We start from the raw sequence: 18,700 nt of genomic DNA, 5'->3' as shown, positions 1-18,700 counted from the left end.
ACCAAAATCGTCGTTTTTGTCGTTTTTTTCAGAATACATAGAGATTTTATAAAGTAGGTGGTCAAATATGAGCAAGACATTAAGTGAGATAACTGTGGGACAAATAACAGAAGTTACCGAAAAAGAGCGTGAACGCTATCAGCTTCTTGAGGAAAAAGAAACGAGTCCATCTTTTCAAGTTTCGTTTTGTGGGCATTTTTCAGCTGGGAAGTCAACCATTTTAAATCATCTGCTTGGTTCAGAAATGTTACCAACAAGCCCAATCCCAACGAGTGCAAATATAATTGGAATAAAAAATGGGAACCTTGGATTAACCGTTAATCAAACAAATGGTGACAAAAAAGAATGGCAAGGCGAGATTCCTTGGCAACGAGTAAGAGAATGGGGGATGGATGGAGGAGGAATAACTTCTTTAACGATTCAAGCACCTCTTCCGTTTTTAGGAGACTCAAGCATCATTTACGATACACCAGGGGTTGATTCGACTGATCCGACTCATCAGTCGGTCACCTTAGAAGCACTTTATACAACTGATTTTATTGTCTACGTAATGGATTACAATCATGTTCAATCTGAAACGAATTTATCATTTTTAAAACAACTGTCAGATGAGTTGAAACCTCTTTATTTAGTTATTAATCAAATTGACAAACATGATGAAAATGAGCTTTCTTTTCAATCGTTTGATCAATCAGTTCGCGATACATTTCAAACATGGGGAATTAACATTATCAAACTGTGCTATACGAGTATGAAAGCAAGGGACCATCATTTAAACCAGCTTGTTCAGTTTGAAAAAGACATGAAAACGTTGTTGTATTATGGTGAGACGTTAGTACCTTATGCGAAACAGCGGTTACAACAGGGATATTATTTAAGCATTTTATCTCGACTTGAAGAAGATAAAGAGGAAGATTTGGATCAAGTGAAAGAACGTATGAAGCAAGAAGGTTTTACGCTTAAGCAACTAGATAAGCGTCAAACATTAGCAATAAGTTACGATCAAATATTCCATGCAAAAAAATACTTTGAAGAAGATTTCGAGAACAAGTGGCAAAAACTCGTAAAAGATATTACGATTTTTCCATATACAACGACAGAGCTTGTTAGAAACTGGATTGAGAGTATTCAGCCAGGTTTTAAAGTAGGATTTCTATTTTCGAAAAAGAAAACGGAGGAAGAACAAAAAGTAAGATTAAAGAGCTTATTAGAGGAAACGGAAGACAAGGTAAAAAGTCAATTAGAGTTTCATCTGCACCGCTTGTTTCAAACTTATAATTTTACATTACTTACCAATCGTGAAGAGGTAGAACGAGCGATTGAACATCTTCACGCGACCATTGATGCAAGCTTTTTTGAAAATGCTGTTCAAACAGGTCCAAAAAATCGTGAATATGTGTATACATTTACGAAGGACCGGACGATAGCGATTGTGAAAGAACTTCGTCAAAAATCAGCGTCTGTTATCGCTCTAATGACAAAGGGGATGGAAACCCATTGGGAGAAAAGCCGAAATGAAATTGAAAAAGAGTTAGAGCAATTGCATGAAATTGATTCTTTTGTCATGCAGTTAAACAAAATTGAAGATTCCTATAATAAAGTAATTGAAGGGCATCAAGAAAAAGTAAAACGATTTGAAGATACAGGTGCATTTGAGAGAGTTATAATTGAAACGATGGATAAAGAAACTCCCGCTTTTACAGCTACATCGTTATTGTCTTCAGTCACATTGCCAGAAGAGTCGGTTATTGAGACAAAGTGGGAACAAGAAGACTATATTCAACACAACGATTTCAACGAGGAGCAATCTAATAAGTGGATAAATGACGTTTTAGCTGCTCTTAGGCCATTTAGCACTGAAGAAAGAATGGAATACGAGCGGACTGTATTGCAAGAACGTCTACACCGCTTTCAAGATCAAACTTTTACAATTTCATTGTTTGGAGCGTTCAGTGCAGGAAAATCGAGTTTTGCTAATGCCTTGCTTGGAGAGACAATATTACCGGTTTCTCCTCATCCAACGACAGCAACAATAAATATCGTTAAGAAATCTGAAGATGGCCACCGATCAAAGACAGCTGTAGTAAATGTAAAGACAAGAGAACAATTAGCTATGGAAATTCAATCTGTCGCTGAACAATTAGATAGCGAAGTGACGTTAGATACCATTGCTAGTTGGAAAGAAAGTTTAGATGCCACCACTAGCTGGCAAAAAACATATCAAGCTTATATTGCGACACTTAAAAAAAGTCTGTTAGAAGAGAAATTTGAATTGGGCACTTCTTTTCAAGTAGAGTTGGCAGACCTTCAACCATTTGTTGCTAATGAACACAATGCTTGCTTAATTGATTCTGTTACACTTTACTATGACTGTCCATTAACTGAAAAAGGCATCATCCTAGTCGATACACCAGGTGTGAATTCGATTCATGGAAGACATACAAATGTCGCTTTTAAACAGTTACGAGATTCCGATGCCATTTTTTATTTAACGTATTACAATCACGCATTTTCCAAGGCTGATCAACAATTTTTACAACAGATGGCAAAAGTTAACGAAGGATTTCGAAGTGATAAATTATACTTTGTATTAAATGCAGCTGATCTAGCGAGTAGTCCATTTGAATTAAATGGTGTTAAAAAACACGTGCATGATCAGCTAGTGACAAATGGTGTGAAAAATCCAAGGCTTTATCCTCTTTCAAGTAAAAAAGGTCTAGAAGGAAAACGAAATAGTCGGTCTGGTGACGAGCTTTTCGATCATTTTGAAAAAGCGTTTTACCAAAATACGATTACAGAATTGAAACGCTTAAGTTATGATTTGGTTAAAGAAGAAGTGATGCGTTATCAATCCGTATTAGAGAAGGGTTTAGAGTACGCAACAATTGAAGAATCAGGGAAAGAAGAGAAGAGAGAACAACTTGTTACTTCTATTGCTCACTGGGAGAAACAAATTCAAAATCTTACGCCACTAACCGCTTATTCAACAAGTAAACAAGAGGTTTCACAACTTTTCCTTTATCTACGTGAACGAGCAAGGTATGTATTAGGTGATCAATTCTCTGAATCCATTAATGTAACGACGATTGTTGGTTCAAATAAACGTATGCAACAGCAAGCTCTTCTTACTGCATTGAAAGAATGGAGAAGTGAGGGAGAGCATTTTATTAAACAAGAACTAGAAGCAACCTTTGTTCGAATTGAGTTGGCTTTATATAAGGCAATCGAAAATTGGATGAATGAAACAGTCCAAGAGGTTCGATTAATGTTTCCAGCCTTTTCTTTTTCACATGAAATAGAGAAGGTCAGTGTTACGCCAGACATTTCTGAGCGATTGATTCAGCTCGATATCGAGCAATATATGACTTATTTTCAATCTCTAAGAAACTTTTTTGAACAAGGAAAGTTGAAAACGTTAAAAGAAGATATTATAAACGACAGTTCAAAACAAGTAAGTAAGCTATTACGTGAGATTGAACAAAAAACAGAGGAACGTTTAACAACAATTTTTGAACAACTTGTTGTCTATTCAAAAGATGTACTCAGTCAAGGATTATACCGTGAAATAGCAAGGTTTGATTCATTAACAGACCCGAAACATCTTCAATCGCTTAAGCAAGAATTAGAAACATTTAAAAGAATTAAATAAGAAGAGAAGACCCGCAACAATGGTTTGCGGGTCTTCTGTGTGTCTTACTCATTTTCTGTTTCTTCTACGTTTGTCGATTGGTCATCATTATCATCTTCTACTGTTGGTTGTTCTTCAGCTTCGTTTTCAGCTTCATCCTCAAGTTCATCAAGAGGAAGTTCATCAAGAGGATCTGGAATTGTCGTTTCTTCTTCTTCAATTTCTTCTTCAATCTCTTCTTCGACTTCCTCTTCTTCTTCTTCTTCTTCTTCTTCTTCTTCTTCTTCTTCTTCTTCAATTTTCACTTCAACTGAAGCGGGGTCACTTCGTAAATTAGAGTCTTCATCGGAGATGGCAGTAACGGTAAAGACATAACTAGATCCAGGCTTTGGCGTTGCAAAGATGTATTGCATCTCTTTTTGTCTATCGAGTGTTTGTGGACTGCCCCCATCAATTGCTATTTGAATTTCGAATGTAACTTGATCTGCAAGTTCATCTGAATAATTCCAAGAAACAATAATTTGGTTTGTTCCTTCTTCATAGCTTGCCATTAAATTTGTAGGAGCGTCTAATTTGTTAAATTGTTCAGAAACTCGTGTTGGTTCATTCCCCCGTACGAATAACTCATAGATGATTTCACTCTGTGGTGTAAAATCACTCGGTAATAAGCCAGTTGAACGCTCGACACCTAGTCGCACGACTGAACTTGGCATTGTGAAATCTTCCGTTTCAATGTCAGCGGATATTTCTTGCATAATTGCTTTAAAAATCTGTTGAGCTGCCTGACGTTGATTCGATCCACTAGGGAAGTAGTTATTACTGATGTCTTCAGCTTGACGGTTAAAACCTGTCCATACAGAAAGTGTATAGTTTGTTGTATAACCTGAGAACCAAATATCTGGAACCGCTCCTTCTGGGTACCCACGAGATTGGCGAATCTCTTGAGGGAAGTTTGTTGTCCCTGTTTTCCCAGCCATCGGAAGGCCAGGGATATTAGCAACACCACCGGTACCATCGGTTACAGCTGTTTTTAACATGTCAGTAATCATGTAGGCTGTATAATCGTTCATAGCTACCTCTGATTCTGGCTCCAAATTAATAATACGACCATCTGGGAATTCTACTTTTCGAACAGTATACGGTTCAGTATATGTACCATTATTCCCGAAAGCAGCATAGGCACCCGCAAGTTCTTTTGTTGTTACACCTGTATAAAATCCACCAAGACCATAGGCTTCAGTTATTTGGGTTTCATTTTCAGCCAACTCAAAAGGGATTCCAATTCCTTCGGCAAAAGTTTGTGCACGTTCCACACCGACCTCTTGTAGTGCTTTGACGGCAGTTACATTACGTGATAGAGCTAATGCTCTTCTCATCGTCATTGATCCTTGGTATTGACGATCAAAGTTTTGAATCGGTGTTCTTGCAACGTCTGAGTAAGTGTGTGGTTCATCAACAATTTGCTTAGCTGTTGACCACTGTAAATATTCAATTGCCGGTCCATAATCAAGAATCGGTTTGATTGTCGAGCCTGGCTGCCTGCGTTCATCGGTAGCAAGATTATAACCTCGTTGATGTCCTGTATCTTCACGACCGCTTCCTAGAGCTTTAATTTGTCCTGTTTTCGTATCAAGAAGGGTAACAGCCGCTGTAAAGTCCTTGTTCTCAGGATAGACTTCAACAAAGTTATCTGTTTGCAAAACTTGTTCGACATGTTCTTGAGCATCAACATCTAGCGTTGTATAAATTTTTAAACCAGCATTGTAAATATCATTAATTGTGATTCCTTCCATTTCTTCGAGTTCAGCAAGAACTTGGTTGTAGAAGGCTTCATATTTATAGGATTCACGCTCGGTTAATACCAATTGATCCTCAAGAGGAATGGCCATCGCTTCGGCTGCTTCCTCACTAGTTATTTTCCCATGTTGCTCCATTAGTGATAAGACGAGATTACGTCTACTTTCAGCGGCTTCAGGGTTTTTTGTTGGATCATAAAAGCTCGGTCGACGCGGAATTCCGGCAAGGAGCGCAGCATCAGCAAGTGATAAGTCTTTAACTGATTTGTTGAAGTACGTTTGAGACGCAAGTTCAACACCATATACGCCAGAACCAAGATAAATCTGGTTTAAATACATTTCAAGTATTTGATCCTTAGAATAGTTTTGCTCTAACTGGATCGCCAAATATTGTTCTTGAACTTTTCTTGTTAATTGTTTTTGTTCATTCAGAAATAAATTCTTAACGAGCTGCTGCGTAATAGTACTAGCTCCCTCTGCACCAAAACCCTCGGTAATATTCGCGCGAACAGCTCCAAATAATCTGCGAACATCAATTCCAAAGTGGTCTCGAAAACGAATATCCTCTACCGCTATAAAAGCATCTTCAACGACTTGAGGTACATCTTGTATGCTTACATTAACTCGACGCTCGGCGGAGTCTAACTGTGAAACAAAAATGTCTTCTTGGTCAAAGAATTGTGAACCTTGTGTAAGCATCAGCTTGTCTTCATCAAGTGGCGGAGCACCTTGAATCATTGCAAATATTGTAATTCCACCTGCTATCATTACGATTGCTCCTAACGCAACTAATGTGAGCAAGATTTTTTTCCATAATCCTTTTTTAGGAGATTTTGTTTTTTTGCTTGATTGTTTACGGGCTTGACGACGCCCTTGTCTTGAATTGTCCATTTCATTTGACATCGCATTTCTTCCTTTCTTCATCCATTATGACTCTTTCTGAAAATAAACAGAATCAATAATTCGTAAATAATCAATACGTGGATGATATCCTATTTTAATCAGAAATCCGAAATTTTCAATATCCAACTTTCGAATCGATTTTCTTGATGATTCCTTTTGGTCATAAAACTCAATTAAATGCTTTGCATCGAGCAAGTACACTTCATCTGTTAATGAAAAACGTAGAATAACAAAAGCAATTCCATTTTGGTTTCTAACTTGTTTCATATGCTCAATTTGATGATCATGAAAATTTTGTAATGGGAAAGAAGTTTTATTTTTCGTTTCTTTCGCCTCAAAATCAAGATAACGTCCTTTGTAAACTCCATTGTAATCTGTTGTTGATGCTTGCTTAAAATAAGCTTCTTTAATTACTGCTGCACTACGTTTTGGATAATCAACTTGAACAATTTGTACTGGTGTTGGTTTCTTATGAATCACAGCTATTGATTGTTCGAGATAGAATTGATTTGTTTCGTTTAAATCTTCTTCTAATGTCATTCCACGGTTGCTATACGTTAGCTCTTTACTTGGTAATTTTTTATTTTGAGACTTTTGCTGATTAAAGCGCCGTCCGTTTGGGTAACGTATCGCCATTTTTTCACAAACCTTTCCAAACAAAATCATATGCATGCATGAAATCTGTCAGAACTAGAGACAGTAAAGATAGATTCCATCACATAATCTTACCATAATTAGTCAAGTAACAGATAGGTAAATTTTGTAGAAATAACGAACTAGGAGAATTATTTGAATATGCATTGGAAAATGAAACAAATAAGAAGAAAAGTAGAAAAAGCAAACATTGATAATGTTTCACGTACCATAATGTATGAACGATTTTATCAACAAAATCCAGAAATAAGGTGGTCATTACTAGCAGGGTTAGTTTCTAGAAATGCCGGCTGGAATATGACGGACCTTGAAAGCAAATGGTTTCAACAATTGTTAACACAGAAGTATCGAGATTTACTATTTCATACATATGAAAGAGCTAATTGGACGATATTTCAAGATGTGTATCCTCAATTGTTATGGTATGAATATGCAAAAACAAAGAAAGAGCCTCAATTTGAGTTGCTTGATTATTTAGGTGTATCGAAATTTATGCAAACAGAATGGAAGTACTTTTGGAAGAGCAGAAATGAAGAGAGGCTGTGTACAGCGTTAATTGTAAATGAACAATATACGATTGAGGAAGTAGTTATGAAACAGCCACTATACAAAGAAAATGTTTTCTCTTCAATTATCTATTTTTTAGAAGAACATGCACATATGAGTTACGTCATATTTCCTACAACCATGGGGAGAGTGTATGGACTTTATGTTCGAAATTTCAAACATGTGAAAGCTCGAATTTGGTTGGGAAGGCAACTTTCATCGCTTTTGTTTCATCCTATTATTCATGAGGAGATATATAAGTTTTCGATTTGTACTGTTCCAACAGGTTCTAGAAGAGATTATGAACAATATATGGGTTGGTCCACAGGCAATACGAGTCCGCGTTTAAGAGAGCAATACCCAGTGATTACTCATCATTGGTACAACAAAAAAGATTGGTCGTTACAAGAGAGTGAAACTGAGCAATTTTTTTCCACTCTTCCAACTTTAAGGCCAACGGAAAGAACGAAATGGCTTCAGCGGAAGTGGGCTGAATTATATGTATTGCAAAAAGTTAAAGACCTGTCTGTTGGAAGAAAATAATTCAAATGAATGGACATGCCCAAACTACTACAATTATGTAGTTTGGGCTAACCAATAGTAGAAATATTTAGCGCTGTTTACTCGGCAGGACGGTTTGGTCCACCAAGCTTCTTGTCACCTGTGTACCCTTCTTTTCTTTGCTCGTTTGTTTTGTCTGCAGGGTTATGCTGACTGTTTTGTTTGCGTTGTTCTTTAGTCAAGGGAGCCTCCTCCTTTCTTCTTACATACATTACGTAGTATGTGAGTTCACTGCATTCGACATTCACGTCGCGTTCAAACAAAAGATAACAAGTTCTGTCAAAATTTGAATGATGAATTACATAAACTAGACTTTTTTCACTTTCTTTGACGAATAGATTCTAGTTTTGTCAAGGGTGGAGGGATCTTTGTTATTGAAGCCGAATTCGTTGTAACAAGATTAAAATGGGAGGTACGTCTAATGGAAATGACGATGAAAACAAAAGAAGTATCTGAACAGTTAGGTGTGAATCCGACAACAGTGCAACGGTGGGCAAAGTACTTTGGTTTGGTGTGTGAAACGAATGAGCATGGACATTATTTATTCACCACTGAACATGTAAATGTCATGAAAGAGGTTCAGGATCAACTACAGCAGGGGAAAAGAATGAGAGACATTCAACTAACCGGGTATGAACCGAATATGCAACAGGAAAAGAATACACAAACGATGGTCCAATCAGCGGTATATGAGGAAAAACTAGAAGAAGTGATGAACCGAGTCCAAGAACTTGATCGAAAACTTTCTCAAAAAGCAGATGACGTAGTGAGTTATCAATTATTAAAGCATCGTACAGAATTAGACGATATGATGAGTTTGATTAAAAGTCTTGAAGAGCGACTGATAAAGATGGAAAGGAAAGTTCAACATCAACATTCAGTATCAGAAGAAAATGATTTGCCAATGGTCGTAGGTGGGAATGTCAAGTCGAAAAAATGGCGTTCGTTGATGCAACTCTTTTCCTTTTAACTTCTCAGCCAATTTGCTAAGATGGGAACGGAGGTGCAAAAATGGATGAAAGAACACGTTCTCATTTACTGGAGTTGACGAAGGAATTAAGCTCATTAAATAAAGAGGCTGAAAGATTTTATGTAGAGGCAAGAAAAGAGGAAGGGTACGAACCCGACTTCTTCGGAGTTGTTAAACCGTTTGCTAAAAAGGTTGATCGAATAAGAACGGAATGGCTTCCTTTGGCACAAAAGTTTGTACAACAAGAAAAGCCGATGCACTTACATCCGAGTCAGTTACAGCAAACAGAAGAAAATCTTGAAATTGTAGCAATAAAATCCTTTTATAAAGAGACAAGTCGAAAACGTCAAATGGAAACATTTAAATCAGTCGAGTACGTTCTAAACCAATTGATAGGGGCAATAGACGCTTGAAAAAAAATAAAGAATGCCGCACATAAATTCCCATTCACCGTATTTAGCGAATGGGAATTTATTTTCCATTTTAACTTTTTTATTCTAGTTAACGATTCATATCTTGATTTGAAGTTATAGGAATTAAATGACGTCGAGGCAATTGCCATTTGTAATAAACAGACATCATTCTAAGGACGATGACAGCTAAAAATAAAACAATTAACCCTATAGAGCTTGTAATTAGATTTAGGCCAATGATTACACCCGCTATCATAGCCCAGACAATATATATTTCCTTTTGAAGGAAAAGCGGCTTTCGTCCAGCCAGTACGTCTCGTATCATACCTCCTCCAGTACCAGTGAGAGCGGCTGCAACAATGACAGCTGAAAGTGGATGACCCATTTCTGTTGCATACAATGCACCTTGTATTGCAAAAGCAGCGAGGCCAATAGCGTCAAATAAAAGTCCGAATTTCACCCAATGATTCACCAAAAGTGATGGAAAAACAAACGCAATACTCATTACTACTATCGCAATTATAAATAACGAACCTTGTTCCCATAGGGCTGAAATAGGAATACCAATGAGTAGATTTCTTACTGCGCCACCTCCAAATGCAGTGACAAGACCTAAAATATAAACCCCCATTAAATCGTAATCTTCTTCCATTGCAACTAATGCACCACTAAGAGCAAATGCAATTGTTCCGATAATTGTTAATATATCCCACATGTTTGTAACCCCCCCTGCTACAATCTAAACATTAAAAAAACGCGGACAATTTGTCCACGTTTCATGTGAATTACCCGTTATCACGAAATGAAAATACGATCATGATAATTAGTGTCAAAATTGACAAAATTGTTAGTGCCATCAAAAGCAGACCTGATGGTTCACCGTGAGCAGCCTCTTCTGCACCATTACCTGCGCCAAGCACTTGTGTAGGCACTAGTATGAATATTAGTGTACATGCTGTTAGTAAAGACATGATTCTTCCCATGTTCAACCCTCCTTGATAAAAAAAAACAGATGAAGTAACTGTCATATGTATTTGTTGAAAACTATCCAGTTCTATCTCTTCTATTATAGATAGGACGTTTTAAATAATCAATAATCAAAACATCTTATTAATTGAACGTATTCATTTTGAGTTTCAGATGGTGGCCAACTAAAGGGGTTACGCAAATGAAGGAGGATATGATAAGATAAGCTTAATGAAATGATGAGACAGTTTTCAAGTGAAAGGATTAGACTATGACTATGACTATGGGTACCGTACATATTGAAGATATTATTATTGCTAATCAGCGGTTAAAGGATGTTGTTACACACACACCCTTGCAAAAAAATCAAGTTTTATCAGAGCGTTATGATTGTAATGTGTACTTAAAACGTGAGGATTTGCAAGTAGTTCGTTCTTTTAAAATACGTGGTGCATTTCATCAAATTTCTAGTCTTTCAAGAGAAGAATTAAATAATGGCGTAGTTTGTGCAAGTGCTGGAAATCATGCACAAGGGGTTGCGTATTCTTGTCGTACATTACGTATTAAAGGAAGAATTTTTATGCCTTCTACAACTCCACGGCAGAAAGTTGATCAAGTGAAGTTTTTTGGCAAGGAGTATGTAGACGTGGTTTTATCAGGTGACACATTTGATGATTCCTTTAACGAAGCAATGGTCAACTCTAAGGAGAATAAGCTAGCTTTTATTCATCCATTTGATCAAGAAAAGATTATTGCAGGGCAAGGAACAGTTGGTATGGAAATTATGAATGACATTGACGAGAATATTGATTATTTATTCGCGTCCATTGGTGGGGGAGGTCTCATTAGTGGGGTCGGAACTTATATAAAAAGCATAAGTCCTCATACGAAAATTATTGGCTGTGAACCTGCAGGCGCACCAGCAATGAAGGAGTCTTTGGAAAAAGGGAAAGTAGTAGAACTTGAAAAAATTGATAAATTTGTAGATGGTGCTGCTGTAAAGAAAGTAGGGGAAATTCCATTTGGAATTTGTCAAAATTTATTAGAGGATATCGTCCTTGTTCCTGAAGGGAAAATTTGTACAACAATTCTCGAGCTGTACAACCAAAATGCCATTGTGGCAGAACCTGCTGGTGCAATGAGCATTTCTGCACTAGATTTTTATAAAGAAGAAATCAAAGGAAAAAATGTCGTTTGTGTAGTTAGTGGAGGAAATAATGATATTGGACGGATGCAAGAAATGAGAGAACGTTCACTAATTTATGAAGGGCTTCAATATTATTTTATTATTCAATTTCCACAACGATCTGGTGCTTTAAGAGAGTTTATTCAAGAAGTAGTTGGTCCTGATGATGATATTACTCGTTTCGAATATACAAAGAAAAATAATAAATCAAATGGACCTGTGTTACTTGGAATTGAGTTGAAGTGCCCTGATGATTATTCTGGTCTAATCAACCGTTTAAACAAGAAAGGGTTTGATTATCAAGAAATTAATAAAGATGAAAGTTTATTTCACTTGCTTATATAGTATTGGCTTAGTCAAGAAGGGAATAGTGAATGAACAGAGTTTGATGGGTATCATTTAACAAAAAGGGTGTTAGTTGTTATGATGCTGAAATCATAAAAATGGAGATCGTAAAACATATTCAAGTTATTGATCAATTACTACTATAGTAAGAGGGGATAAAATAAGTGTAAGACTTATTTTGTCCCCTTGTTTTTTTATGCATTTAGGTGAATAGAAAACTGCATATAGTGTAAGGGGTTATTTGAAAATATGTGATAAAACAACTTTTTTCTGATAATTCTGATGAATAAAAATTCAGTCGAATGCATTGACCGAATCTCTTTTTTCTCGTATGGTAGATAGTGTAATAGAATTTAGGGAGGTGGTTATATTGGCTGGATGGATGAAGATGGTCTTTTTAGTATTGGTAGGGCTGTTTCTAACATCTCTTGGACTAAAGTTTCTAGCAGTACATGATCTTACTTTTGGAGGAACAGCAGGACTTGCGACTATATTAACGTTTGTCAGTACGTGGTCGTGGGGTGTGCTGTTTTTCTTAGTGAACTTACCGTTTTTCTGGATGTCATTTAAAAAGCTAGGAAAATGGTTTACGATTTCAAGTTTCATGTCAATTATAGGAATATCGTTTGTTCGTGATGGTTTAGATTTTATTCCTTTTTTTTCTGTACCTTTGTGGCTCGCAACGATTTTGGCAGGGCTTTGTATTGGATTCGGAGTGACGCTAGTACTTAATAACGGTTCATCACTTGGCGGGATTCATATTTTAGCTCTTTATCTTGATCAAAAGTGGAAGATTAATCGAGGTATGTCGATTTTTGTATGTGATTTATTGATTATTGTCTTTGCTGGCCTTTTAGTTGGTTGGGCAAATGCACTCTTATCTGTTTTTGTCATCCTCATTGCTAGTACGATTATAGGGCGTTACAAAAAATCGCCAATTAAAGTCCCTGAGAAACAATATCAGTTTGAAGAGGTTCACTCTCATTCTGCAAACGAATCTTAAAGAGCATGTTCAAAAAAGGGGTTTCCTTTTTGAACAAACTTTTACATTCAAACACTAAAGAGAAGCAGACAACCTTTGTCTGCTTCTCTTATTTCGTCTTATTTTTCCTGATCAATTAGTCATGCTATACTATAAGTAAAGGAGTGATTAGGGATGAGGTTACAAACGAAAAAAGTAATGGCAATTGTAGACGAGGAGTTTGAAGACTTGGAACTTTGGTATCCAGTCATGCGTCTAAGAGAAGAAGGGGCAACAGTTCATTTAATTGGAAATAAAAAAGGAAAAACCTATATAGGGAAATATGGGGTGCCAGCTACATCACAATATGCATATGAAGATGTCAAAGCTGAAGATTATGACGGAATTCTCGTACCGGGTGGATGGGCGCCTGATAAATTACGCCGTTATGAAGAAGTTTTGAACATTGTGAAAGAAATGGACAAAAACGAAAAGCCGATTGGACAAATTTGTCATGCAGGCTGGGTTTTAATTTCTGCAAAAATTCTTGAAGGAAGACAGGTTACCAGCACACCAGGCATTCGAGATGACATGGAAAATGCAGGTGCAATATGGATTGATCAAGCTGTTGTGGTAGATGGTCATATAATATCTAGCCGTAGACCTCCTGATTTGCCTCCATATGCAAAAGCATTTGCCGACGCTTTAGCGAAATAGAGTTATAAAAAGAATAGGTGACGTCATGGAATTTCATTTTTTAGGTACAGGTTCGGGAGTTCCCTCTACAAGTCGAAATGTTAGTGGGTTAGTCGTTCGGTTCCTTCAGAAAAAGAGCACTCAGTGGTTATTTGATTGCGGGGAAGCTACACAGCACCAAATTTTACAAAGTCCTATTACATTAACTAAAATTGATCGGATTTTTATCAGCCATCTTCATGGAGACCATTTGTTTGGTCTCCCAGGATTATTGTGCTCCCGTTCAGCTCAAGGAGCTAAAACAACGCTAACTATTTATGGCCCAATTGGAGTTAAAGAATATGTCGAGACCTCATTAAAAATATCACAATCCTATCTTTCCTATGATCTTCATTTTGTCGATATTCAAGAAGGAGAGGTATATAGTGATGAATCGATTACGATTGAATGCTTATCACTCGATCATGTCATGCCAAGCTTTGCATTCAAACTAACTGAATCGAATCAGCCTGGATCGTTAAACGTGGAAAAGCTAAAAGGTTTGGGGATAGAACCGGGACCTATTTATCAGAAAATCAAACAAAAAGAACAAATTACACTAGCTGACGGACGCATCATTCATGGATCAGACTTCGTGAATGAAGATAAAAAAGGAAGGGTTGTTATCATTGGGGGTGATACTCGGCCATTAGAAAAAATGATTGATTTTGCTAAATCCGCTAATTTGCTTATACACGAAGGGACATTTTTATCAGATAAAAAAACTCACGCTGATCAATTTGGACACTCTACTATTGCAGATATTGCCTTGCTTGCCAAAAAAGCTCATGTTGGTAATTTGATTCTAACTCATATTAGCTCGCGTTATGCAGGAGAGGAGAAGGCGCTAGAAGAAGAGGCACAATTGATTTTTTCAAGTTCAATGATTGCTTATGATTTCATGGTGTACAAGTTAGTGAATAACGCTTGAATTAGTTGCGCAAAGTAAGATCAGGAATTCATAAACTACAGGAGGAATGATCATGACAGAGCGCACGAATCTTGAGCACTTTCTTGAAAAAGCAGAAACAACACTTGAACAATGTCAGCAGACATTTGACAACTCACAACGAGTTCAACCTGAAGAGCCGGAGAAGTACATTCAAGCTCAAACTCATTTAGAAGAATTAAGTATGGAGCTTGATGCGTTAATGCATGCAGCAACTCCTGAACAGCGTGATCAATTGTATCGCACTCAAATTCAAGTAAATCAATTGAAAAATCATTTCATTCTTAGACGCTAATACAAAAGCGAGCATCGGCGATGCTCGCTTTTGTTTGCAAATGTGAATTACATTAAGTGTTATCTTATGCATCATTTATTATTTTCTGTTAAAATAATAAATGATGAAATGAGGGAAAATATGGAGGAGATTTCAAGTAGCAAACTGGATGAGATGCTAGGTGCCCGTGATCCATTAACGATCGTCTTTGTTTATACACCACTATGCGGGACCTGTAAGTTGGCAGAAAGAATGGTAGGAGTTGTAGAAAAAACGTTTGAAACATTGCCTATATTCTCATTAAATATTAACCATTCACCAGCCTTTGCACAAAAATGGAAAATCAAAAGCGTACCGTGTTTACTATTGTTTCAAAAAGGGTTAGGAGTAGAAAGGATATATGCATTTCAATCAATTGCCTATGTTCACGACATCGTGAAGCCTTATGCAGCTACCTGGATTTTGAGGAAACAATCAAATACAGAAAGGGGATAAGAAAGAAATGTCAATGGCTTATGAAGAATACATGCGTCAAGTCGTTATGCCGATGAGGGCAGAGTTAACAGAAAACGGTTTTAAAGAATTAACAACATCGCAAGAGGTAGATCAATATATGAAGCAAGCGGAGGGGACGACTTTAGTTGTCATTAACTCTGTTTGTGGTTGTGCAGCAGGCTTAGCGCGCCCAGCAGCTGTGACGTCGCTTCAGCATGATCATACACCTGATCATCTTGTTACTGTTTTTGCCGGACAAGATAAGGAAGCAACAGCTCAAATGCGTTCATATTTTTCGGAAATTCCGCCATCTTCACCATCAATGGCTTTATTAAGAGGAAGTGAAGTTGTGCATTTTATCCCGAGAGAGCAGATTGAAGGTGCTGCGCCGGAGGACATTATTCGTAATTTAGCACTTGCTTATAATGAACATTGCTCTAAATAATTGTTTCAAAGGTGACTCAATCTATTATTGAGTCACCATTATTTTTATATAAAAGGATGGATACAAATGAAACAAGCACCTTACTTCTCATTACCCATTTTAAACTCAGAGCATAGTTGGTCACTAGCTGATGCCTCAAAGAAAGTGACAATGTTAACTTTTTGGACATCTTGGTGTCCGGATTCAAAAAGAGATCTACATGCAAAACATACATTGTATCAGTCAATGGACACTCAAAATATGGAGATGGTTATGATACATGTAACAGGTCGTGATCCTGGAGTAAATGTAGCTTCATTTCTGAGAGAAAACGAATATACTTTTCCTGTGTTAAGAGATGAGGGAACAATGGTATATGATCTCTATCAGTGTATGGGAGTTCCAACGACAGTTCTTTTGAACGAAAAAAAAGAAGTTGCCTTCATGTATCATGATAAGGCAACCATTATGGATATTATGAAAGGTGTTGCTTTTTTAATAAGTACTCATTATTAAGGTCTAACACCGTAAAAAATGACTCTTCCCATTGTTTCAATATTTGGATACCCACCTTGCTTGTAAATTTCAACTACGTGCTCTCTGTTATATGGTACACGATTTAAATGGAGGCGATGTCTGCCTTCTTCAATTTCGGCTATTACGTAAGACGCAAGTGGGTGCCCGTCAAATGGCATTCCAACACTTCCAGTATTTACAACATTTTTTCCATGAAGTGATCGAATGAATGGCTGATGGATATGCCCATAAACGTAAAGGTCAGCGTCATCTCGTTGCATAAGATTGTTTTCAATTTCTTTTGTCTGATCGGGTAGAACAACATCAAACAAACTTGTTGGTGTTGCATGAAATGCATGTACAATGGAATCTAGTCCATCCTCCAAAACCAGCTCAGTAGGTAAATTTTTTAAATACGTCAAATCGTCCTCGTTTAATCGCTGCAGAGTCCAATCGCGTTCTTGTTGCATGATAGAAAGAGCACTGTCTGGAACTTCACCTTCTTTAATTCCACGTACTAGCCATTCATCGGCATTTCCTTTGATGACATCTGTCTCAAGGCTACGGACAATATCAAGAACGCGTTTTGGTTCAGGACCACGGAAACATAAATCGCCGAGGAAGCAAATTTTATCAACTTGCTGAGATCTTAGATCACCAAGTACCGCCTCTAGCGCGGTAGCATTTCCGTGTATATCAGATAAAAAAGCTATTCTCATTAAAAAAAACCCCTCCCTTTTTCTCTATTATAACAGACAAGCTATATTTTTCATGTTTCAAATACATGTAATTGTCAATCAAGGGATTTTTTTTAATAAATATCCAAGAAAGTGATAGAATTGGCTGCAAAAAAAGGCTATTCACATTTATAATACTGATGATGAAAAGCGGATTATCATACAAAATTGCTTTCTTGATTGCTTTGAAGTTGGTGTTGTTGGCACGAGCTTTGGTGCTGTGATAAGATCAAGGAGAGAAAAGGAAAGAAACTGGAGGGTCAAGAAATGCATATTACTTCAATTGAACCGACACCAAGTCCAAATACGATGAAATTGACATTAAGTGAGAGTCTTGGTGAAAGTTCGAGAAATAATTACACGGAAAAAAATAAGTTGGAAGCACCGACTTACATACAAGCTTTGTTCGATATTGACGGAGTAAAAGGAGTTTATCATGTTGCTGATTTTATCGCGATAGACCGACATCCTAAAGTTGATTGGAAAAGTATACTCCCACAAGTTCGCTCGGTTTTTGGGGAAGATGTAGGAACTCAAGCAGACGACAACAACAAGGGAAACGAACACTTTGGTGAAGTAAATGTCTTTGTGCAAACATTTAAAGGAATTCCGATGCAACTTAAAGTAACAGATGGTGAACAAGAGCAACGTGAGGGCTTACCAGAACGTTTTGCACAGGCGATAGCAAATGCCCAAAAGCCTGATGATAATGTAGTAATGGAACGAAAATGGATAGAAAAGGGAGTCCGTTATGGTGAGTTGGATGTTGTAGCTAAAGAAGTTACAGATGAACTTTTGGCTGCGTATTCGGACGAGCGTTTAAAAGGGCTTGTAGCGATGGCAAATGGAGCTCAAGACATCCAGGTAGAATGGCGTGAACGATTCATTGATGTGACATTAGAAATGCTCGATCGAACAGATTGGCGTGAACGCTATGCGGTGTTAGAGAGAATGGATCCAAAAGAGAAAGATATCCCTGTCTTAGAAAAAGCGCTAAATGACGAGAAGGCATCCATTAGGCGCTTAGCAACGGTTTACTTTGGAATGATTGAAACAAAAGAAGTATTACCTTCTTTATATAAGGCGCTAAAAGATAGCTCTGTCACCGTTAGGCGTACAGCAGGAGATTGTTTATCCGATCTTGGAAATGAGGATGCAATTCCAGCTATGATCGAAGCTTTAAAAGATAAAAATAAATTGGTTCGTTGGCGTGCTGCAATGTTTTTATATGAAGTGGGGGATGAAAGGGCAATTGATCCATTAAAACAAGCGGAGAACGACCCGGAATTTGAAGTTGCTTTGCAAGTGAAAATGGCTCTTGAGCGTATTGAAGGTGGCGAAGTAGCAAAAGGATCTGTTTGGAAACAAATGACCGAATCTCGTAAAACGAAGGAATAGGGGTGCCATGATGACGAAAGAAGAAGTTCTAGATGAGATAAAAAAACGTAAGATGGATGATATCATTGAATTGATTGAAGATGCAGAAGCCGGTCAACTTGAAGAATTGGAAATAGTTGAATCGATTGGTTTACTTTATGACCGTGATTTAAATCATGCACTTATTCAAGTATTTAAGGATCTTGGTGTAGAGATTGTGTACGTGTCAGACGATGAAGAAAGCGAGTAATTTTATTTATATGA

At 37.2% G+C, this 18,700-nt stretch carries 20 protein-coding genes; 14 read left to right on the top strand and 6 right to left on the bottom strand.

Annotated elements, in window-relative coordinates:
• Positions 1-67: 67 nt before the first annotated feature.
• Complete coding sequence (locus SLH51_RS02875) at positions 68-3,649, top strand: dynamin family protein (RefSeq protein ID WP_335958963.1); 3,582 nt, start codon at positions 68-70, stop codon at positions 3,647-3,649.
• Positions 3,650-3,693: 44 nt separating this feature from the next.
• Here the strand turns inward: SLH51_RS02875 and SLH51_RS02870 are convergent, their stop codons facing one another.
• Positions 3,694-6,348 (bottom strand): PBP1A family penicillin-binding protein, encoded by a 2,655-nt coding sequence (locus SLH51_RS02870; RefSeq protein WP_335958962.1) that lies wholly within the window; start codon positions 6,346-6,348, stop codon positions 3,694-3,696.
• A 3-nt stretch (positions 6,349-6,351) separates the two neighbouring features.
• The gene (gene recU / locus SLH51_RS02865) at positions 6,352-6,963 is read right to left on the bottom strand and encodes a Holliday junction resolvase RecU (RefSeq protein WP_335958960.1); all 612 of its coding nucleotides are present in this window, start codon (positions 6,961-6,963) and stop codon (positions 6,352-6,354) included.
• A 159-nt stretch (positions 6,964-7,122) separates the two neighbouring features.
• Here recU and SLH51_RS02860 point away from each other — a divergent pair, with 159 nt between their 5' ends.
• Positions 7,123-8,070 carry a DUF2515 family protein gene (locus SLH51_RS02860; RefSeq protein ID WP_335958958.1) on the top strand — a complete coding sequence of 316 codons (948 nt, stop codon included), beginning with the start codon at positions 7,123-7,125 and terminating at the stop codon, positions 8,068-8,070.
• Between the two features lie 77 nt (positions 8,071-8,147).
• Here the strand turns inward: SLH51_RS02860 and SLH51_RS02855 are convergent, their stop codons facing one another.
• Positions 8,148-8,270, bottom strand: a complete 123-nt coding sequence (locus SLH51_RS02855) for a hypothetical protein (protein ID WP_335958957.1) — start codon at positions 8,268-8,270, stop codon at positions 8,148-8,150.
• 239 nt (positions 8,271-8,509) lie between these two features.
• Here SLH51_RS02855 and racA point away from each other — a divergent pair, with 239 nt between their 5' ends.
• Positions 8,510-9,058, top strand: a complete 549-nt coding sequence (racA, locus tag SLH51_RS02850) for a chromosome-anchoring protein RacA (RefSeq protein ID WP_335958955.1) — start codon at positions 8,510-8,512, stop codon at positions 9,056-9,058.
• Between the two features lie 41 nt (positions 9,059-9,099).
• Positions 9,100-9,471 (top strand): YppE family protein, encoded by a 372-nt coding sequence (locus SLH51_RS02845; RefSeq protein WP_335958954.1) that lies wholly within the window; start codon positions 9,100-9,102, stop codon positions 9,469-9,471.
• An 88-nt stretch (positions 9,472-9,559) separates the two neighbouring features.
• Here SLH51_RS02845 and SLH51_RS02840 read toward each other — a convergent pair whose 3' ends face one another.
• Positions 9,560-10,186, bottom strand: a complete 627-nt coding sequence (locus tag SLH51_RS02840) for a trimeric intracellular cation channel family protein (protein WP_335958953.1) — start codon at positions 10,184-10,186, stop codon at positions 9,560-9,562.
• Between the two features lie 70 nt (positions 10,187-10,256).
• On the bottom strand, positions 10,257-10,454 hold the full coding sequence (locus tag SLH51_RS02835; protein WP_335958952.1) for a cytochrome c oxidase subunit II: 198 nt from the start codon (positions 10,452-10,454) through the stop codon (positions 10,257-10,259).
• Positions 10,455-10,720: 266 nt separating this feature from the next.
• Between SLH51_RS02835 and ilvA the strand changes: the two genes are divergently transcribed.
• The 8 genes from ilvA (at position 10,721) to SLH51_RS02795 (ending at position 16,322) form a co-directional block, all read left to right on the top strand.
• Positions 10,721-11,968 (top strand): threonine ammonia-lyase IlvA, encoded by a 1,248-nt coding sequence (ilvA, locus tag SLH51_RS02830; protein ID WP_335959061.1) that lies wholly within the window; start codon positions 10,721-10,723, stop codon positions 11,966-11,968.
• A 370-nt stretch (positions 11,969-12,338) separates the two neighbouring features.
• Complete coding sequence (locus tag SLH51_RS02825; protein ID WP_335958951.1) at positions 12,339-12,971, top strand: YitT family protein; 633 nt, start codon at positions 12,339-12,341, stop codon at positions 12,969-12,971.
• A 153-nt stretch (positions 12,972-13,124) separates the two neighbouring features.
• The gene (locus SLH51_RS02820) at positions 13,125-13,646 is read left to right on the top strand and encodes a type 1 glutamine amidotransferase domain-containing protein (protein ID WP_335958950.1); all 522 of its coding nucleotides are present in this window, start codon (positions 13,125-13,127) and stop codon (positions 13,644-13,646) included.
• A 25-nt stretch (positions 13,647-13,671) separates the two neighbouring features.
• On the top strand, positions 13,672-14,595 hold the full coding sequence (gene rnz, locus SLH51_RS02815) for a ribonuclease Z (protein ID WP_335958949.1): 924 nt from the start codon (positions 13,672-13,674) through the stop codon (positions 14,593-14,595).
• A gap of 52 nt (positions 14,596-14,647) precedes the next feature.
• Positions 14,648-14,908, top strand: coding sequence for a DUF2524 family protein (locus SLH51_RS02810; RefSeq protein WP_335958948.1), 261 nt, complete (start codon positions 14,648-14,650; stop codon positions 14,906-14,908).
• Between the two features lie 120 nt (positions 14,909-15,028).
• Positions 15,029-15,382, top strand: coding sequence for a thioredoxin family protein (locus SLH51_RS02805; protein WP_335958947.1), 354 nt, complete (start codon positions 15,029-15,031; stop codon positions 15,380-15,382).
• Between the two features lie 7 nt (positions 15,383-15,389).
• Positions 15,390-15,827: a BrxA/BrxB family bacilliredoxin gene (locus SLH51_RS02800; protein WP_335958945.1), complete on the top strand. Its 438-nt coding sequence runs from the start codon at positions 15,390-15,392 to the stop codon at positions 15,825-15,827.
• Between the two features lie 66 nt (positions 15,828-15,893).
• Entirely contained in the window at positions 15,894-16,322 is a 429-nt protein-coding gene (locus tag SLH51_RS02795) for a TlpA disulfide reductase family protein (RefSeq protein ID WP_335958943.1), read from the top strand.
• On the opposite strand, the gene SLH51_RS02790 is transcribed toward SLH51_RS02795, so the two are convergent.
• Positions 16,319-17,041, bottom strand: a complete 723-nt coding sequence (locus tag SLH51_RS02790) for a metallophosphoesterase family protein (RefSeq protein ID WP_335958941.1) — start codon at positions 17,039-17,041, stop codon at positions 16,319-16,321. The two genes, SLH51_RS02795 and SLH51_RS02790, sit on opposite strands and share 4 nt — an antisense overlap.
• Before the next feature lie 285 nt (positions 17,042-17,326).
• Between SLH51_RS02790 and SLH51_RS02785 the strand changes: the two genes are divergently transcribed.
• Together SLH51_RS02785 and SLH51_RS02780 are read left to right on the top strand one after the other, a co-directional pair.
• On the top strand, positions 17,327-18,457 hold the full coding sequence (locus tag SLH51_RS02785; RefSeq protein WP_335958940.1) for a conserved virulence factor C family protein: 1,131 nt from the start codon (positions 17,327-17,329) through the stop codon (positions 18,455-18,457).
• A 7-nt stretch (positions 18,458-18,464) separates the two neighbouring features.
• Positions 18,465-18,686, top strand: a complete 222-nt coding sequence (locus SLH51_RS02780; RefSeq protein ID WP_335958939.1) for a hypothetical protein — start codon at positions 18,465-18,467, stop codon at positions 18,684-18,686.
• The last annotated feature ends 14 nt before the right edge of the window (positions 18,687-18,700 follow it).

Source organism: Halalkalibacter kiskunsagensis, assembly GCF_037027555.1.
In the GTDB taxonomy this organism is placed as follows: domain Bacteria; phylum Bacillota; class Bacilli; order Bacillales; family Bacillaceae_D; genus Halalkalibacter; species Halalkalibacter kiskunsagensis.
This window is presented reverse-complemented; position numbering and strand designations above follow the sequence as displayed.